This is a genomic window from Streptomyces flavidovirens DSM 40150, from assembly GCF_000429085.1.
Classification (GTDB): domain Bacteria; phylum Actinomycetota; class Actinomycetes; order Streptomycetales; family Streptomycetaceae; genus Streptomyces; species Streptomyces flavidovirens.
This window is the reverse complement of record NZ_AUBE01000006.1, coordinates 242,258-258,590: the sequence shown is the minus strand read 5'-3', so window position 1 is coordinate 258,590 and position 16,333 is coordinate 242,258. Positions and strand designations below refer to the sequence as shown.

Sequence of the window (16,333 nt, the reverse complement as noted above, 5' to 3'; positions counted from 1 at the left end):
TTGCCGCGTCGGTTCTGCCGCCTGGCTCAGGGACGCCAGAGCCAAGGGGTGGCGTCCGGGCCCAGGCCCACCACGGCCGGGCCCTTCGGGGTGAGGTGGAGGGTGGGGCCCTCCAGGGACGCGGTGGCGCCCTTACGGCGTACCAGGCGGCCGTCCGCGAGGAGCTGGACCCGGCCCTTGCGTTCCCGGCCGAGCAGGACCGGGCCCGTCGGCGCCGACGCCGCGCCCACCGCGCCGTAACCGTTGAACCGCAGCCTCGTCACCGGACGGGCGCCGCTCACCCGCGCCGTCGTCAGGCCGGCCGTGGCCGGGCGCCGGTAGACCAGGTCGATGCCGCCGTCGGGGGATGTGAGGGCGGTGGGGGAGCTGCCGGGGGTGGGCAGACCCGTGCCCGGGCGGGCGCTCACCGGTCCGCCCGGTGCCTCCTGCGTCCAGTGGTGCACGGTCTCGTGGCCCGCGGCGAAGACGTGGACGCGGCCGTCGCCGTCCACCGCCGTGGCCAGGCCGTCCTGGATCTCGCCGCCGCCGAGGTCGCGCCAGGCACCCCAGCGGCCGGCCGCGCCGCGGACGCGGGTGCTGAGGCCCTTGTCCGCGTTCCGTACGAAGAGATGCACCCGGCCGTCGGGTGCCGCCACCGCCACGGGTGAGCCGATGCGACGGCCCCGGTCGTGGCGCCTCTCCGGGTTGCCGAGCCCGGTCCAGGCGCCGAACTCCCCGTCGGGCGTGCGCTGTTGGAGCAGTACGACCTCACGCGTATTGGCCGCGCCATGACCGGCGAGCGCGGCGAAGCGCAGGCCGAAGAGCAGTTGCCGGCCGTCCGCGAGCGTGGCCGCACCGAGCGCCGGAGCCAGCGGGCCACCACCCAGGTCGTCCGGCGCGCCCCACGCGCCGCTGCCGGGCGCCGTCTCGCGCCAGCGCACGACCCGCAGGCCCAGCACGCCGTACGCCGTGAGCCGCCCGTCGCGGCCGGTGGCGACGACCGGGCGGGCGCCGGGATAGCGGTAGTGCGTGGAGCGGACCCAGCCCTTGCGGTTGGTGAGCGGGCGGTCGCCGCCGACGTTGTAATCACCGCAGCCGGCCGCGTTGCCGCACTCCCAGTCGGGATCCCCGCCGTACGGCACGAGGTGCGAGGCCTTCTCCGTGACCACGTCCTGCGGGAGATTCTTCGGCCAGTGCCGGTTGTAGTAGCCGCGGTACGACGTGACGGCGAAGCCCGGCACCTCACCGCCGCCCTCGGTGGCCTCGGCGACCCGCCGGATCAGCGCGGCCCAGGCGAAGGAGGCGACGGCGGTGTGGTCCGCGTGGTCGGAGTACCCCGGCTGCTCGCTGTCGCGGCGCCGGGTGGCCTCGTCGCTGTGCTGGATGTCGGGGTCCGGGTCGAGGGTCTGCACGACCGTGGGGCGGTACCGCTCCATCAGCCCCGCGAGTACGCCGATGAGCCCGTCGTAGTCGTACGAGCCGGCCTTCTGCAGGGGGGAGCCGTCGGCCACGACGGTACGCAGCGACAGGCCGCGCGACTCCCAGAGGCTGGGCAGACCCATCCGCCCCCACGAGGTGTGCATGGCCAGGTTCAGGAAGACCAGCTCGACGCGGCGGTCACCGTTCGTGAGCGTGTTCAGCTCGGCCTGGTGATCCCCGCGCAGGGTGGCCACGGACTTCTGCCACTTCGTGAACCGGGGGAGCCCCAGGAGGACGGCGTACGCCTGGCGCAGTCCCTGGTGGCGGGCGGAGGAGTACGCCGTCCGGTCGGCGGGCTGGGGGCCCGCGCCGGGTATGCGGTTGACGCCGTTGGCCTCGCCGGCGGTGACGTACACGCAGACCACGGGGACACCGGAGTCCAGCGTCTGCTGGGTGTCCGGGTTCATGAAGTACAGGTCGTCGTCCGGGTGGGCGAGTATCTGCATCAGCAGCGCGTGACGGGAGCCGGATATCGGCTTGCCGGGCAGCGGGTCGGGAGCGGGGCCCTTGCGGCGCGGGGCGGGGACGGAGCAGGAAGCCGCGCCGAGGCCGGCGGCGGCAGCGGCGGCGGAGGCCAGCAGGGCGCGCCTCGCGGGACCGCGTACCTCTTCCCTGCGCGTGCGACCGCCTTCACTCGTGCTGCCCAAGGCCCCGTACCCCGTCCGCTTCCCCCGCAGCGGGCGTGCCCCGCACCGCGCGTACATCCCCGTCGCTCACCGAAATGGCGCGGCCCGCCCCCCGTGGCCGGGCCGCGCTGGACTAGACGTGTGCGGGGGCGTCCGGGTTGCCCGGCGGGGCGTCCGGGTTTGCCGTGAGCGGGTGACACCGTTGCCACGGTCGAGTGGCAGGGAAAGATCGTCCTGCTTACGTTCGAAAAATGAACCTTCGTACTGCCGCGGCAGCCGTGGTACTGGCCGCCGCCGCCTCCGTACCGCTGTCCGGCGTTTCGTACGCGCAGCCCGGCGACCTCGACTGCAGTGACTTCACCTACCAGGAGGAGGCGCAGGCGGAGTTCGAGCGGGATCCGAGCGACCCGCACGGGCTGGACGAGGACCCGGGGGAGGACGACCAGATCGCGTGCGAGGCGCTGCCCAGCAGAGGTGAGATCGGCACGGCGACGGCCGTGCCGAGGCCGGCGGTCACCGTCACCACCACGACGACGGCCACGGCCTCGCCGTCGCCCACGCCACCCACGGCCGTGCCCCCCACCGTCACCGCCACACCCGTTCAGCCCACCGCGTCCCCGAGCCTCGGGGTCAGGGGCGGCGCGGGCGGCACCATGGAAAGCGACACCAGCACGGCCGAGACCGCCCTGGGCCTCGGCCTCACGGCCGCCGCGGCAGCCCTGACCGTCGGCCTCGTGGCCGCGAGGCGACGCCGTCGCGCGGGAAAGCGTCTCTGAACACTCCCGGCGCACAGACCGCCCGTGATCTGGCTCAGGCTCCTGCGGCTGACTCGGACGACCGAGCCCCTGACCCGCAGCATGCGGGTCAGGGGCTCGATCTGTTTCGGAAGCCGTCACTCTTCGGTGAAAAGCTCCTCCGCCGAGGTCGCGGTGATGGCGCGGTCGAACCAGACGCTGAGGGTGTCCGGATCGGTGCAGGCGGTGATGCGGTCGCGGGTGTCGTCGGGTACTGCGACGCCACGCTTGCTGAGCAGCTTCAGAATGTCCTCGGCCCGGCCCTCGGCCCGGCCTTCGCCGCGTAGGCGCTCGGCGGTCTGCGAGCGGAAGAAGGAGAGGTCGACGGCCATCAGGTCCCTCCAGATGTCAGCTGCCGGGGCGGTGCCCAGGCCCTGTTCGGTGAGTTCGATATAGATGCTCGCGGTGTCTTCGTCCACCGTTTTCAGCGCTGCGGCCAGCGCCTTCAGTATGGCACCGGCGTCCGGATCCTTGCCGTGTGTAATCGCCGCGAGAGCGGCCAGTGGGATGTCACGGCAGGCCGTGACGGGGTCGGTGATCGCGGGCACGTTGTGGGGGCCCAGCACCAGGGGGCGCATCGTCAGGGCCGGCCACTGCGGCGGGCCGATGTCCACCGGTTCCGCTGCCCAGGCAGCGGTGTTCTTGTCCTGGCACACGACGAGAAGCAGCGGCGGGATGCCGTACTTCGCGTAGAGATACGCCAGGTAGTACGTCCAGCTCGCGGGCTTGCCCAGGTCCTTCTTGCCCTGGGCCTCGACGGCCAGGAGGAAGCCACTGTCCGGGTCCGCCGTGTCGAAGCGCAGCAGGGTGTCCACGCGGCGTTCCAGCGGTCTGGACTCGGTGAGGTCCGTGGGGAGGAGGGTTACCGCTACTGGGTCGTCGAAGGGGAGCCGGAGCGCCCGGAAGGTGCGGGAGAAGACACCCGGATCCTCCTGGAAGACGCGGTGCATCGCCTCGTGCGAAGAACTGACCCTGGCATATGACGCTAGGGGTGAGGTGGGCCCGCGCTCGGCCGTTTGGGGGGTCTTCACCCGTACGGGTTGTGGGCGGGTGCGGCGCGCCCGGGTGTGGCCCTGGGTTTGACGTTCGTCACGTACGGGGTAATCTCTTGCGCCCGATTGGCGCGGGCTGTGCCCCGTATGGCAGACTGTCGGGGTTGCTCGGTTGAGTGCCGATGCTGCGCGCCTCCCGTCGGGAGGACCGGAAGCGAGTCCCACAGTACTCGTCGCCCTAACTGCCCCTCCGGGCAGCGCTGGGGCGGACGTACGGGAATCTTTCGGGAAGCGTCAGCGGGGCTGATACCAGGCACCCGGTGGGTGTTCGCCCCCGGCCTGCGGTCGCGGACCGCATCCCCTGCTTCAGGGAAAACCTTCGGGATTTCGTACTGGCGGGGATGCGACACGCCCGACCGCGTGGGTCGGAGAAGAGCAGTGCTGGCAAAGACAGCCCCCGGGTCCCAGAGCGTTACGAGAGAACAGGACTACTAGGTAGCCATGGCGGGACAGAAGATCCGCATCCGGCTCAAGGCCTACGACCACGAGGTCATCGACTCTTCGGCGAAGAAGATCGTCGAGACGGTGACTCGCACTGGTGCGTCGGTCGCAGGCCCGGTGCCGCTGCCCACAGAGAAGAACGTGTACTGCGTCATCAAGTCGCCGCACAAGTACAAGGATTCTCGCGAGCACTTCGAGATGCGCACGCACAAGCGCCTCATCGACATCCTCGACCCCACTCCCAAGACCGTTGACTCGCTGATGCGCCTGGACCTTCCGGCCGGCGTTGACATCGAGATCAAGCTCTGAGAGGCGCGGGAAAGATGGCTAAGCAGATTAAGGGCATCCTGGGCGAGAAGCTCGGCATGACCCAGGTCTGGGACGAGAACAACCGGGTTGTCCCGGTGACCGTCGTCAAGGCCGGGCCTAATGTCGTGACCCAGGTCCGCACGAATGACTCCGACGGCTACGAGTCGGTCCAGATCGCCTTCGGCGAGATCGACCCTCGCAAGGTGAACAAGCCCCTCAAGGGCCACTTCGCCAAGGCCGACGTGACCCCGCGCCGCCACCTGGTGGAGCTCCGTACCTCCGACGCCAGCGAGTACACGCTCGGCCAGGAGATCACTGCCGAGGTGTTCGAGTCCGGCGTCAAGGTTGACGTCACGGGCAAGAGCAAGGGCAAGGGCTTCGCCGGTGTCATGAAGCGTCACAACTTCGCCGGTGGCAAGGCTTCGCACGGTGCCCACCGCGTGCACCGCAAGCCTGGTTCCATCGGTGGCTGTGCCACCCCCGGCCGTGTCTTCAAGGGCATGCGCATGGCGGGTCGTATGGGCAACGAGCGGGTCACCACCCAGAACCTGACCGTCCACGCCGTTGACGCCGAGAAGGGTCTGCTGCTCATCAAGGGCGCCGTTCCCGGCCCCAACGGTGGCCTCGTCCTGGTCCGCACCGCGGCCAAGGGGGTTTGAGGAACCGATGAGCACCATTGACATCCTTACGCCGGCAGGCGACAAGGCCGGGACCGTCGAACTCCCCGCGGAGATCTTCGACGCCAAGGTCAGCATCCCGCTGATCCACCAGGTCGTTGTCGCACAGCTGGCCGCTGCCCGCCAGGGCACGCACAAGACCAAGCGTCGCGGCGAAGTCCGTGGTGGCGGCAAGAAGCCGTACCGCCAGAAGGGCACCGGCCGCGCCCGTCAGGGTTCGACCCGCGCCCCGCAGTTCGCCGGTGGTGGCGTCGTCCACGGCCCGCAGCCGCGTGACTACTCGCAGCGCACGCCCAAGAAGATGAAGGCCGCCGCTCTGCGTGGCGCCCTCACCGACCGGGCCCGCAACGCTCGCATCCACGTCGTCTCCGACGTGGTCGAGGGTGCGGTTTCCACGAAGGCCGCGAAGAACCTGCTGGGCAAGGTCAGCGAGCGCAAGCACGTGCTCCTGGTCGCCGAGCGTTCGGACGAGGCCGCGTGGCTGTCCGCCCGCAACCTGCCCCAGGTGCACCTCCTGGAGCCGGGCCAGCTCAACACGTACGACGTGCTCGTCTCCGACGACGTGGTCTTCACCAAGGCCGCTTTCGAGTCTTTCGTGTCTGGCCCCACCACGGCCGATGAGACCGAAGGGAGCGACGTCTGATGGCTGAGACGACCGTAACCAGCAAGACCTTCACGGACCCGCGCGACGTCCTCGTCAAGCCGGTTGTTTCCGAGAAGAGCTACGCGCTGCTCGACGAGAACAAGTACACGTTCATCGTCGCGCCCGGCTCCAACAAGACGCAGATCAAGCAGGCCGTTCAGGCGGTCTTCGGGGTCAAGGTCACCGGGGTCAACACGATCAACCGGCAGGGTAAGCGCAAGCGCACCAAGACCGGCTTCGGCAAGCGCGCCGACACCAAGCGCGCCATCGTGACCCTCGCCGAGGGCGACCGTATCGACATCTTCGGCGGCCCGACCTCCTGACGGAGGTCGAGTCGTCCGGAATCGGACGAGGACTGAGAAATGGGAATCCGCAAGTACAAGCCGACTACGCCGGGCCGCCGTGGCTCCTCCGTAGCCGACTTTGTCGAGATCACGCGGTCCACGCCGGAGAAGTCGCTGGTCCGCCCCCTGCACAGCAAGGGCGGCCGTAACAACGCCGGTCGGATCACCGTTCGCCACCAGGGTGGCGGACACAAGCGCGCCTACCGCGTGATCGACTTCCGTCGTCACGACAAGGACGGCGTGCCGGCGAAGGTCGCGCACATCGAGTACGACCCGAACCGCACCGCGCGCATCGCGCTGCTGCACTACGCAGACGGCGAGAAGCGCTACATCATCGCACCGCGTGGCCTGTCGCAGGGTGACCGGATTGAGAACGGCCCTGGCGCCGACATCAAGCCCGGCAACAACCTGGCGCTGCGCAACATCCCGGTCGGTACGACCATCCACGCCATCGAGCTGCGGCCCGGCGGCGGCGCGAAGTTCGCCCGTTCCGCGGGTGCCTCCGTGCAGCTGCTGGCGAAGGAGGGCACGATGGCCCACCTTCGTATGCCGTCCGGTGAAATCCGCCTGGTCGACGCCCGCTGCCGCGCCACGATTGGCGAGGTCGGCAACGCCGAGCAGTCGAACATCAACTGGGGCAAGGCCGGCCGTATGCGCTGGAAGGGCGTACGCCCGACCGTCCGCGGTGTCGCGATGAACCCGGTTGACCACCCGCACGGTGGTGGTGAGGGCAAGACTTCCGGTGGTCGCCACCCGGTCAGCCCGTGGGGTCAGAAGGAGGGTCGTACTCGCTCGCCGAAGAAGGCATCGAGCAAGTACATCGTCCGCCGCCGCAAGACGAACAAGAAGCGCTAGGAGCGGGTTTAGATGCCGCGCAGTCTCAAGAAGGGGCCCTTCGTCGACGGACACCTCATCAAGAAGGTGGACGTACAGAACGAGGCAGGCACCAAGAACGTCATCAAGACCTGGTCCCGGCGCTCGATGATCATTCCCAGCATGCTGGGTCACACGATCGCGGTGCACAACGGCAAGATTCACGTCCCGGTGTTCGTCACCGAGTCGATGGTCGGCCACAAGCTCGGCGAGTTTGCGCCGACCCGCACCTTCCGCGGCCACGTCAAGGACGACCGCAAGTCGAAGCGCCGCTAAGGCGGGGTGCGATGACTATGAACGACACCGAAGGGACAACCATGGAAGCCAGGGCCCAGGCGCGGTACATCCGCGTCACGCCCATGAAGGCCCGCCGCGTGGTGGACCTTATCCGTGGCATGGATGCCACGGAGGCCCAGGCGGTCCTGCGTTTCGCCCCGCAGGCCGCCAGCGTGCCGGTCGGCAAGGTGCTTGACAGCGCCATTGCCAACGCCGCGCACAACTACGACCACACGGACGCCTCCTCGCTGGTCATCAGCGAGGCGTACGTCGACGAGGGCCCGACCCTGAAGCGGTTCCGTCCGCGCGCTCAGGGCCGTGCCTACCGGATCCGCAAGCGGACCAGCCACATCACCGTGGTCGTCAGCAGCAAGGAAGGTTCCCGGTAATGGGCCAGAAGGTAAACCCGCACGGGTTCCGGCTCGGCATCACCACGGACTTCAAGTCCCGTTGGTACGCCGACAAGCTGTACAAGGACTACGTCAAGGAAGACGTCGCCATCCGCAGGATGATGACGTCCGGCATGGAGCGCGCCGGCATCTCGAAGGTTGAGATCGAGCGCACCCGTGACCGCGTGCGTGTGGACATCCACACCGCTCGTCCGGGCATCGTCATCGGCCGCCGTGGCGCCGAGGCCGACCGCATCCGCGGTGACCTCGAGAAGCTCACGGGCAAGCAGGTCCAGCTGAACATCCTCGAGGTCAAGAACCCCGAGATGGACGCTCAGCTGGTTGCTCAGGCCGTTGCCGAGCAGCTCTCCTCCCGCGTCTCCTTCCGTCGCGCCATGCGTAAGAGCATGCAGGGCACGATGAAGGCCGGCGCCAAGGGCATCAAGATCCAGTGTGGTGGCCGTCTCGGCGGCGCCGAGATGTCCCGGTCCGAGTTCTACCGCGAGGGCCGTGTGCCGCTGCACACGCTGCGCGCGAACGTGGACTACGGCTTCTTCGAGGCCAAGACGACCTTCGGCCGCATCGGCGTGAAGGTCTGGATCTACAAGGGCGACGTCAAGAACATCGCCGAGGTCCGTGCCGAGAACGCCGCGGCCCGTGCGGGTAACCGCCCGGCCCGTGGTGGCGGCGCGGCCGACCGTCCGGCCGGTGGCCGTGGCGGTCGTGGTGGCGAGCGTGGCGGCCGCGGCCGCAAGCCGCAGCAGGGCGCACCGGCAGCAGAGGCCCCCAAGGCCGACGCTCCCGCCGCCGCTGCTCCGGCTGAGAGCACCGGAACGGAGGCCTGACCGAAATGCTGATCCCTCGTAGGGTCAAGCACCGCAAGCAGCACCACCCCAAGCGCCGCGGTATGGCGAAGGGTGGCACTGAGGTCGCATTCGGCGAGTACGGCATCCAGGCGCTGACCCCGGCCTACGTGACGAACCGCCAGATCGAGGCTGCTCGTATCGCGATGACCCGCCACATCAAGCGTGGCGGCAAGGTCTGGATCAACATCTACCCGGACCGTCCGCTGACGAAGAAGCCCGCCGAGACCCGCATGGGTTCCGGTAAGGGTTCTCCCGAGTGGTGGATCGCGAACGTGCACCCGGGCCGGGTCATGTTCGAGCTGTCCTACCCGAACGAGAAGATTGCTCGTGAGGCGCTCACCCGCGCTGCTCACAAGCTTCCGATGAAGTGCCGGATTGTTCGGCGCGAGGCAGGTGAGTCGTGATGGCGGCCGGTACCAAGGCGACCGAGCTGCGCGAGCTCAACGACGAGGACCTCGTCGCGAAGCTCCGTGAGGCCAAGGAAGAACTGTTCAACCTCCGCTTCCAGGCGGCGACCGGACAGCTCGAGAACCACGGCCGGCTCAAGTCCGTCCGTAAGGACATCGCCCGGATCTACACCCTGATGCGCGAGCGCGAGCTGGGCATCGAGACGGTGGAGAGCGCCTGATGAGCGAGAAGAATGTGACTGAGACGACTGAGCAGCGCGGATTCCGCAAGACCCGTGAGGGTCTCGTCGTCAGCGACAAGATGGACAAGACCGTCGTCGTCGCTGTCGAGGATCGCGTCAAGCACGCCCTGTACGGCAAGGTCATCCGCCGTACGAACAAGCTCAAGGCTCACGACGAGTCCAACGCCGCAGGCGTCGGCGACCGCGTCCTCATCATGGAGACGCGTCCGCTGTCGGCGAGCAAGCGCTGGCGCATCGTCGAGATCCTCGAGAAGGCCAAGTAAAAACCCCTGAGGGGTTTCCCTCAGGGCAGTTCCGCCAGGCTCGGCAGGGGCACCCAGGTGCCCCTGCCGGGAACCGGCAGACGATCAGGAGATAGACGTGATCCAGCAGGAGTCGCGACTGCGTGTCGCCGACAACACGGGTGCGAAGGAAATTCTCACCATCCGTGTTCTCGGTGGCTCGGGTCGCCGCTACGCGGGCATCGGCGACGTCATCGTCGCCACCGTCAAGGACGCGATCCCCGGCGGCAACGTGAAGAAGGGTGACGTCGTCAAGGCTGTCATCGTTCGCACCGTCAAGGAGCGCCGCCGCCAGGACGGCTCGTACATCCGCTTCGACGAGAACGCCGCTGTCATTCTCAAGAACGACGGCGACCCTCGTGGCACCCGTATCTTCGGCCCGGTGGGCCGTGAGCTGCGCGAGAAGAAGTTCATGAAGATCATCTCGCTCGCGCCGGAGGTGCTGTAAGCATGAAGATCAAGAAGGGCGACCTGGTTCAGGTCATCACCGGTAAGGACAAGGGCAAGCAGGGCAAGGTCATCGTGGCCTTCCCCCGCGAGAACCGCGTCCTCGTCGAGGGTGTCAACCGGGTCAAGAAGCACACCAAGGCCGGCCAGACCGCTCGCGGTTCGCAGACCGGTGGCATTGTGACGACCGAGGCTCCGGTCCACGTCAGCAACGTGCAGCTGGTTGTTGAGAAGGACGGCAAGAAGGTCGTTACCCGCGTCGGCTACCGCTTTGACGACGAGGGCAACAAGATCCGCGTTGCCAAGCGGACTGGTGAGGACATCTGATGACTACCACCACCGCACCGCGCCTCAAGCTGCGCTACCGCGAGGAGATCGCGGGCAAGCTGCGTGAAGAGTTCTCATACGAGAACGTCATGCAGATCCCCGGTCTCGTCAAGATCGTGGTCAACATGGGTGTGGGCGACGCCGCCCGCGACTCCAAGCTGATCGACGGCGCCATTCGCGACCTCACCACGATCACGGGCCAGAAGCCGGCCGTCACCAAGGCCCGGAAGTCCATCGCGCAGTTCAAGCTGCGCGAGGGTCAGCCGATCGGCTGCCACGTCACCCTCCGTGGTGACCGCATGTGGGAGTTCCTGGACCGTACGCTGTCGCTCGCGCTGCCGCGTATCCGTGACTTCCGTGGTCTGTCGCCGAAGCAGTTCGACGGCCGTGGCAACTACACCTTCGGTCTCACGGAGCAGGTCATGTTCCACGAGATCGACCAGGACAAGATCGACCGGGTCCGGGGCATGGACATCACCGTGGTCACCACGGCGACCAACGACGACGAGGGTCGTGCCCTCCTTCGTCACCTCGGCTTCCCGTTCAAGGAGAACTGACCGTGGCGAAGAAGGCCCTGATCGCTAAGGCGGCCCGCAAGCCGAAGTTCGCTGTGCGCGCGTACACGCGTTGCCAGCGCTGCGGCCGGCCGCACTCCGTCTACCGCAAGTTCGGCCTGTGCCGCGTGTGCCTTCGTGAGATGGCTCACCGTGGCGAGCTGCCGGGCGTGACCAAGAGCTCCTGGTAGTACGGGTTTTCCCGTACTCCGGATGCTCTCGGTAAGTATCTGGTCGGCAGGAGCCCGACACCGCATGCCGTAGGCTTGCGGGGTTGGGCGCCTGTCGCCCTGACCGACTTACTACGCCGTAGGTCCCCGCACCGCACCCGTCCCGCCACTGAGTGGGGAGAGGGATGGCGCATACAGGAAACCCCGGCGAGAGAGGCCGAAGGCCAATTCATGACCATGACTGATCCGATCGCGGACATGCTGACTCGTCTGCGTAACGCGAACTCGGCGTACCACGACACCGTGGCTATGCCGCACAGCAAGATCAAGTCGCACATCGCGGAGATCCTCCAGCAGGAGGGCTTCATCACCGGCTGGAAGGTCGAGGACGCCGAAGTTGGCAAGTCCCTCGTCCTGGAGCTGAAGTTCGGCCCGAACCGTGAGCGCTCCATTGCGGGCATCAAGCGGATCTCGAAGCCGGGTCTGCGCGTGTACGCGAAGTCCACCAACCTGCCGAAGGTTCTCGGCGGCCTGGGCGTGGCGATCATCTCCACGTCCCACGGTCTCCTGACCGGCCAGCAGGCAGGCAAGAAGGGCGTAGGTGGGGAAGTCCTCGCCTACGTCTGGTAGTCGGGAACGGAGGAAAAGCTAATGTCGCGAATCGGCAAGCTCCCCATCCAGGTTCCCGCCGGTGTGGACGTCACCATCGATGGCCGCACGGTCGCGGTGAAGGGCCCCAAGGGTTCCCTCTCGCACACCGTCGCCGCGCCGATCGAGGTCACCAAGGGTGAGGACGGCGTGCTCAGCGTCACCCGCCCCAACGACGAGCGTCAGAACAAGGCCCTCCACGGCCTGTCCCGCACGCTGGTGGCGAACATGATCACCGGCGTGACCGCGGGTTACAGCAAGGCGCTCGAGATCAGCGGTGTCGGTTACCGCGTCCAGGCGAAGGGCTCCAACCTGGAGTTCGCCCTGGGCTACAGCCACCCGATCGTCGTTGAGGCCCCTGAGGGCATCACCTTCAAGGTCGAGTCGCCCACGAAGCTCAGCGTCGAGGGCATCGACAAGCAGAAGGTCGGCGAGGTCGCCGCTAACATCCGCAAGCTGCGGAAGCCCGACCCGTACAAGGCCAAGGGCGTCAAGTACGCCGGCGAGGTTATCCGCCGCAAGGTTGGAAAGGCGGGTAAGTAAGCCATGGCATACGGTGTAAAGATCGCCAAGGGTGACGCGTACAAGCGCGCTGCCATCAAGCGCCGCCACATCCGCGTCCGCAAGCACGTCTCCGGTACGCCGGAGCGTCCTCGCCTGGTCGTGACGCGCTCCAACCGCAACATCGTTGCTCAGGTCATCGACGACATCGCGGGCCACACGCTCGCGTCGGCGTCGACCCTGGACGCTTCGATCCGCGGTGGCGAGGCCGACAAGAGCGCCCAGGCCCAGCAGGTCGGCGCGCTTGTCGCCGAGCGTGCCAAGGCTGCCGGCGTCGAGGCCGTCGTGTTCGACCGTGGTGGCAACAGGTACGCCGGGCGCATTGCCGCTCTGGCTGACGCCGCCCGCGAAGCCGGGCTGAAGTTCTAAGCCCCGGTTCCGGGACTAACGGACGTAACAGAGAGAGGTAAATCCAATGGCTGGACCCCAGCGCCGCGGAAGCGGTGCCGGTGGCGGCGAGCGGCGGGACCGGAAGGGTCGCGACGGTGGCGCTGCCGCCGAGAAGACCGCTTACGTTGAGCGCGTTGTCGCGATCAACCGTGTCGCCAAGGTTGTCAAGGGTGGTCGCCGCTTCAGCTTCACCGCGCTGGTCGTGGTGGGCGACGGTGACGGCACTGTAGGCGTCGGATACGGCAAGGCCAAGGAAGTTCCCGCGGCCATTGCCAAGGGCGTTGAAGAGGCCAAGAAGTCCTTCTTCAAGGTTCCGCGCATCCAGGGCACCATCCCTCACCCGATTCAGGGCGAGAAGGCTGCGGGCGTCGTCCTGCTCAAGCCGGCTTCCCCCGGTACCGGCGTTATCGCCGGTGGCCCGGTGCGTGCCGTGCTCGAGTGCGCGGGCGTTCACGACATCCTGTCGAAGTCGCTCGGCTCGTCGAACCCCATCAACATCGTCCACGCGACTGTGACGGCCCTCAAGGGTCTGCAGCGTCCCGAGGAGATCGCGGCTCGCCGTGGTCTGCCCCTCGAGGACGTGGCCCCCGCGGCCCTGCTCCGTGCGCGTGCGGGAGCGGGTGCGTAATGGCCCGTCTCCAGATCACGCAGACGAAGTCGTACATCGGCAGCAAGCAGAACCACCGCGACACCCTGCGTTCGCTCGGGCTCAAGCGCCTGAACGACGTGGTTGTCAAGGAGGACCGCCCCGAGTTCCGCGGAATGGTGCACACCGTCCGCCACCTCGTGACGGTTGAGGAGGTCGACTGACATGGCGGAGAACAACCCGCTGAAGGTCCACAACCTCCGGCCCGCCCCGGGCGCCAAGACCGCCAAGACCCGTGTGGGTCGTGGTGAGGCGTCCAAGGGTAAGACCGCAGGTCGTGGTACCAAGGGCACCAAGGCCCGTTACCAGGTTCCGGAGCGCTTCGAGGGCGGGCAGATGCCCCTCCACATGCGTCTCCCGAAGCTCAAGGGCTTCAAGAACCCGTTCCGCACCGAGTACCAGGTCGTGAACCTGGACAAGCTCGCCGACCTCTACCCGCAGGGTGGAGAGGTCACGGTGGCCGACCTGGTCGCCAAGGGTGCGGTTCGTAAGAACCAGCTCGTCAAGGTGCTCGGCGCCGGCGAGGTCTCCGTGGCGCTGACGGTGACGGTTGACGCCGTTTCCGCCTCCGCCAAGGAGAAGATCGCTGCCGCTGGCGGCACCGTCACCGAGCTCGTCTGAGAGACGAGCCCGATGGCTTGAACACCGACCGGGGATGCCTCCCAAAAGGGGCATCCCCGGTTGGTCGTTCCAAGGGGGGCATGGTCGCCGGTATGGTGGCGTGCACCGTTAACTTCCGTGCGGTGCGTCCGCACGGCTTTTGACTGCTTTGTATTCGTTTTCGTCGGATTCGTCGATCCTCAATACCGTCACCTCTGACGCAGTAGCGCGGGGGTCGCAGGAGGCACCGTGCTCACCGCGTTCGCCCGGGCGTTCAAGACGCCCGACCTGCGCAAGAAGCTGCTCTTCACACTGGGCATCATCGTGCTGTACCGGCTCGGGGCCCACGTTCCGGTTCCCGGCGTCAACTACAAGAACGTTCAGATCTGCGTCGACGCGGCCCAGACGGGCGGGCTCTTCGGACTCGTCAACCTGTTCAGTGGTGGCGCGCTGCTGCAAATCACGATCTTCGCGCTCGGCATCATGCCGTACATCACGGCGAGCATCATCCTGCAGCTGCTGACCGTGGTGATTCCGCGACTGGAGGCCCTCAAGAAGGAGGGACAGTCCGGTACGGCCAAGATCACGCAGTACACGCGTTATCTGACGGTTGCCCTCGCCGTGCTTCAGGGCACCGGCCTGGTGGCCACCGCCCGCAACGGCGCGATCTTCCAGGGCTGTCAGGTCGCGGACCAGATCGTCCCCGACAAGTCCATCTTCGTGACCCTCATCATGGTCGTCACGATGACCGCGGGCACCGCGACCGTCATGTGGCTCGGTGAGCTCGTCACCGATCGCGGCATCGGCAACGGCATGTCGATCCTGATGTTCATCTCGATCGCCGCCGGCTTCCCGGGCGCGCTGTGGGCCATCAAGAAGCAGGGCGATCTCGCGAACGGCTGGATCGAGTTCGGTGTGGTGATCCTGGTCGGCTTCGCCATGGTCGGCCTTGTCGTCTTCGTCGAGCAGGCGCAGCGCAGGATTCCCGTGCAGTACGCGAAGCGCATGATCGGCCGGAAGTCCTACGGCGGTACGTCCACGTACATCCCGCTCAAGGTGAACCAGGCCGGTGTGATTCCGGTCATCTTCGCCTCGTCTCTGCTCTACATCCCCATGCTCATCGTTCAGTTCAGCGGTGGGGGCGCAAACTCCAGCTGGGGCACGTGGATCCAGGCGAACTTCGTGGATGGCAAGCCCATCTACATCGCCACGTACTTCCTGTTGATCGTGTTCTTCGCCTTCTTCTATGTGGCGATCTCGTTCAACCCCGAGGAAGTCGCCGACAACATGAAGAAGTATGGTGGCTTCATCCCGGGTATCCGGGCAGGTCGGCCTACCGCCGAGTACCTGAGCTACGTGCTCAACCGGATCACTTGGCCGGGCTCGCTGTATCTGGGTCTGATCGCTCTTGTGCCGACGATGGCGTTGGCGGGCTTCGGCGCGAACCAGGACTTCCCCTTCGGTGGAACAAGCATCCTCATCATCGTGGGTGTGGGTCTGGAGACCGTGAAGCAGATCGAGAGCCAGCTCCAGCAGCGCAATTACGAAGGGTTCCTCCGCTGATGCGAATCGTCCTCGTCGGACCGCCCGGTGCCGGCAAGGGAACGCAGGCCGCGTTCCTTGCCAAGAACCTGTCGATCCCGCACATCTCCACGGGCGACCTCTTCCGCGCCAACATCAGCCAGGGCACCGCCCTCGGCAAGCAGGCGAAGGCGTTCATGGACGCCGGCAACCTGGTGCCGGACGAGGTCACCATCGGGATGGCCAAGGACCGCATGGGCCAGGCCGACGCGGTGGGCGGGTTCCTGCTCGACGGCTTCCCGCGCAATGTCTCGCAGGCCGTGGCGCTCGACGAGTGGCTGAAGGCGGAGGGCCTCCACCTCGACGGCGTACTGGACCTGGAAGTCCCCGAGGACGAGGTCGTGAAGCGGATCGCGGGCCGGCGTATCTGCCGCAACGATTCGAGCCACGTCTTCCACGTGACGTACAGCCCGCCCGCGCAGGACGACGTCTGTGACGTCTGCGGCGGCGAGCTCTACCAGCGCGGCGACGACACCGAGGAAACGGTGCGCCGCCGGCTGGAGGTCTACCACAGTGAGACCGAGCCGATCATCGACCACTACAAGGCCCAGGGCCTGGTGGTCACCATCTCCGCGCTGGGCAAGGTCGACGAAGTGACCCGGCGGGCGATGGAAGCCCTGAAGAAGCCCGCCGGCAAGGGCTGATCGAACGAGCAGTGCCAACGGTTGCGGCCGCGGTGTCCGAGAGGCGCCGCGGCCGTACTGTTGGGCGGGTAGTACGTGGGACGTAGT

The 16,333-nt window shown here is 67.2% G+C and carries 26 protein-coding genes; 24 read left to right on the top strand and 2 right to left on the bottom strand.

Annotated features, from left to right (window positions below; all coding sequences use genetic code 11):
• Positions 1–26 precede the first annotated feature (26 nt).
• Positions 27–2,105 (bottom strand): PIG-L family deacetylase, encoded by a 2,079-nt coding sequence (locus G412_RS0112385; RefSeq protein WP_037648570.1) that lies wholly within the window; start codon positions 2,103–2,105, stop codon positions 27–29.
• Between the two features lie 230 nt (positions 2,106–2,335).
• On the opposite strand from G412_RS0112385, the gene G412_RS0112380 reads away from it, so the two are divergent.
• Positions 2,336–2,860 carry a hypothetical protein gene (locus tag G412_RS0112380; protein WP_028812379.1) on the top strand — a complete coding sequence of 175 codons (525 nt, stop codon included), beginning with the start codon at positions 2,336–2,338 and terminating at the stop codon, positions 2,858–2,860.
• 116 nt (positions 2,861–2,976) lie between these two features.
• On the opposite strand, the gene G412_RS0112375 is transcribed toward G412_RS0112380, so the two are convergent.
• Complete coding sequence (locus G412_RS0112375; protein ID WP_028812378.1) at positions 2,977–3,828, bottom strand: hypothetical protein; 852 nt, start codon at positions 3,826–3,828, stop codon at positions 2,977–2,979.
• Between the two features lie 543 nt (positions 3,829–4,371).
• On the opposite strand from G412_RS0112375, the gene rpsJ reads away from it, so the two are divergent.
• From rpsJ to G412_RS0112260, 23 genes are all read left to right on the top strand, one after another.
• Entirely contained in the window at positions 4,372–4,680 is a 309-nt protein-coding gene (rpsJ, locus tag G412_RS0112370; protein WP_003948644.1) for a 30S ribosomal protein S10, read from the top strand.
• A gap of 14 nt (positions 4,681–4,694) precedes the next feature.
• Entirely contained in the window at positions 4,695–5,339 is a 645-nt protein-coding gene (rplC, locus tag G412_RS0112365) for a 50S ribosomal protein L3 (RefSeq protein ID WP_028812377.1), read from the top strand.
• A gap of 7 nt (positions 5,340–5,346) precedes the next feature.
• Entirely contained in the window at positions 5,347–6,000 is a 654-nt protein-coding gene (rplD, locus tag G412_RS0112360) for a 50S ribosomal protein L4 (protein WP_028812376.1), read from the top strand.
• Positions 6,000–6,323: a 50S ribosomal protein L23 gene (gene rplW, locus G412_RS0112355; protein WP_028812375.1), complete on the top strand. Its 324-nt coding sequence runs from the start codon at positions 6,000–6,002 to the stop codon at positions 6,321–6,323. The genes rplD and rplW overlap by 1 nt, the downstream gene beginning before the upstream one ends.
• A 39-nt stretch (positions 6,324–6,362) precedes the next feature.
• Complete coding sequence (gene rplB / locus G412_RS0112350; protein ID WP_028812374.1) at positions 6,363–7,199, top strand: 50S ribosomal protein L2; 837 nt, start codon at positions 6,363–6,365, stop codon at positions 7,197–7,199.
• 12 nt (positions 7,200–7,211) lie between these two features.
• Complete coding sequence (gene rpsS / locus G412_RS0112345) at positions 7,212–7,493, top strand: 30S ribosomal protein S19 (protein ID WP_028812373.1); 282 nt, start codon at positions 7,212–7,214, stop codon at positions 7,491–7,493.
• 41 nt (positions 7,494–7,534) lie between these two features.
• Positions 7,535–7,882 carry a 50S ribosomal protein L22 gene (gene rplV / locus G412_RS0112340; RefSeq protein WP_028812372.1) on the top strand — a complete coding sequence of 116 codons (348 nt, stop codon included), beginning with the start codon at positions 7,535–7,537 and terminating at the stop codon, positions 7,880–7,882.
• Positions 7,882–8,727: a 30S ribosomal protein S3 gene (gene rpsC / locus G412_RS0112335; protein WP_028812371.1), complete on the top strand. Its 846-nt coding sequence runs from the start codon at positions 7,882–7,884 to the stop codon at positions 8,725–8,727. Before rplV ends, rpsC begins: the two co-directional genes overlap by 1 nt.
• A 5-nt stretch (positions 8,728–8,732) precedes the next feature.
• Positions 8,733–9,152, top strand: a complete 420-nt coding sequence (gene rplP / locus G412_RS0112330) for a 50S ribosomal protein L16 (RefSeq protein ID WP_028812370.1) — start codon at positions 8,733–8,735, stop codon at positions 9,150–9,152.
• Positions 9,152–9,376 (top strand): 50S ribosomal protein L29, encoded by a 225-nt coding sequence (gene rpmC, locus G412_RS0112325; RefSeq protein ID WP_028812369.1) that lies wholly within the window; start codon positions 9,152–9,154, stop codon positions 9,374–9,376. The genes rplP and rpmC overlap by 1 nt, the downstream gene beginning before the upstream one ends.
• Positions 9,376–9,660, top strand: a complete 285-nt coding sequence (gene rpsQ, locus G412_RS0112320; RefSeq protein ID WP_028812368.1) for a 30S ribosomal protein S17 — start codon at positions 9,376–9,378, stop codon at positions 9,658–9,660. The genes rpmC and rpsQ overlap by 1 nt, the downstream gene beginning before the upstream one ends.
• 97 nt (positions 9,661–9,757) lie before the next feature.
• Positions 9,758–10,126: a 50S ribosomal protein L14 gene (gene rplN / locus G412_RS0112315; protein ID WP_003966950.1), complete on the top strand. Its 369-nt coding sequence runs from the start codon at positions 9,758–9,760 to the stop codon at positions 10,124–10,126.
• Between the two features lie 2 nt (positions 10,127–10,128).
• Complete coding sequence (gene rplX / locus G412_RS0112310) at positions 10,129–10,452, top strand: 50S ribosomal protein L24 (protein WP_028812367.1); 324 nt, start codon at positions 10,129–10,131, stop codon at positions 10,450–10,452.
• Entirely contained in the window at positions 10,452–11,009 is a 558-nt protein-coding gene (rplE, locus tag G412_RS0112305; protein ID WP_028812366.1) for a 50S ribosomal protein L5, read from the top strand. The genes rplX and rplE overlap by 1 nt, the downstream gene beginning before the upstream one ends.
• A gap of 2 nt (positions 11,010–11,011) precedes the next feature.
• On the top strand, positions 11,012–11,197 hold the full coding sequence (locus G412_RS0112300) for a type Z 30S ribosomal protein S14 (RefSeq protein ID WP_004571834.1): 186 nt from the start codon (positions 11,012–11,014) through the stop codon (positions 11,195–11,197).
• A 210-nt stretch (positions 11,198–11,407) separates the two neighbouring features.
• A complete protein-coding gene (gene rpsH, locus G412_RS0112295) occupies positions 11,408–11,806 on the top strand; it encodes a 30S ribosomal protein S8 (protein ID WP_028812365.1) in 399 nt (132 codons plus the stop codon).
• A gap of 21 nt (positions 11,807–11,827) precedes the next feature.
• Positions 11,828–12,367 (top strand): 50S ribosomal protein L6, encoded by a 540-nt coding sequence (gene rplF / locus G412_RS0112290; RefSeq protein WP_028812364.1) that lies wholly within the window; start codon positions 11,828–11,830, stop codon positions 12,365–12,367.
• A 3-nt stretch (positions 12,368–12,370) separates the two neighbouring features.
• Positions 12,371–12,754: a 50S ribosomal protein L18 gene (rplR, locus tag G412_RS0112285; protein WP_028812363.1), complete on the top strand. Its 384-nt coding sequence runs from the start codon at positions 12,371–12,373 to the stop codon at positions 12,752–12,754.
• Positions 12,755–12,800: 46 nt separating this feature from the next.
• On the top strand, positions 12,801–13,403 hold the full coding sequence (gene rpsE, locus G412_RS0112280) for a 30S ribosomal protein S5 (protein ID WP_028812362.1): 603 nt from the start codon (positions 12,801–12,803) through the stop codon (positions 13,401–13,403).
• On the top strand, positions 13,403–13,585 hold the full coding sequence (gene rpmD / locus G412_RS0112275; RefSeq protein ID WP_028812361.1) for a 50S ribosomal protein L30: 183 nt from the start codon (positions 13,403–13,405) through the stop codon (positions 13,583–13,585). Before rpsE ends, rpmD begins: the two co-directional genes overlap by 1 nt.
• Before the next feature lies 1 nt (position 13,586).
• A complete protein-coding gene (rplO, locus tag G412_RS0112270; protein ID WP_028812360.1) occupies positions 13,587–14,042 on the top strand; it encodes a 50S ribosomal protein L15 in 456 nt (151 codons plus the stop codon).
• Positions 14,043–14,270: 228 nt separating this feature from the next.
• Positions 14,271–15,584: a preprotein translocase subunit SecY gene (secY, locus tag G412_RS0112265; RefSeq protein WP_028812359.1), complete on the top strand. Its 1,314-nt coding sequence runs from the start codon at positions 14,271–14,273 to the stop codon at positions 15,582–15,584.
• Positions 15,584–16,246, top strand: coding sequence for an adenylate kinase (locus G412_RS0112260; protein ID WP_028812358.1), 663 nt, complete (start codon positions 15,584–15,586; stop codon positions 16,244–16,246). The genes secY and G412_RS0112260 overlap by 1 nt, the downstream gene beginning before the upstream one ends.
• Positions 16,247–16,333: the final 87 nt, after the last annotated feature.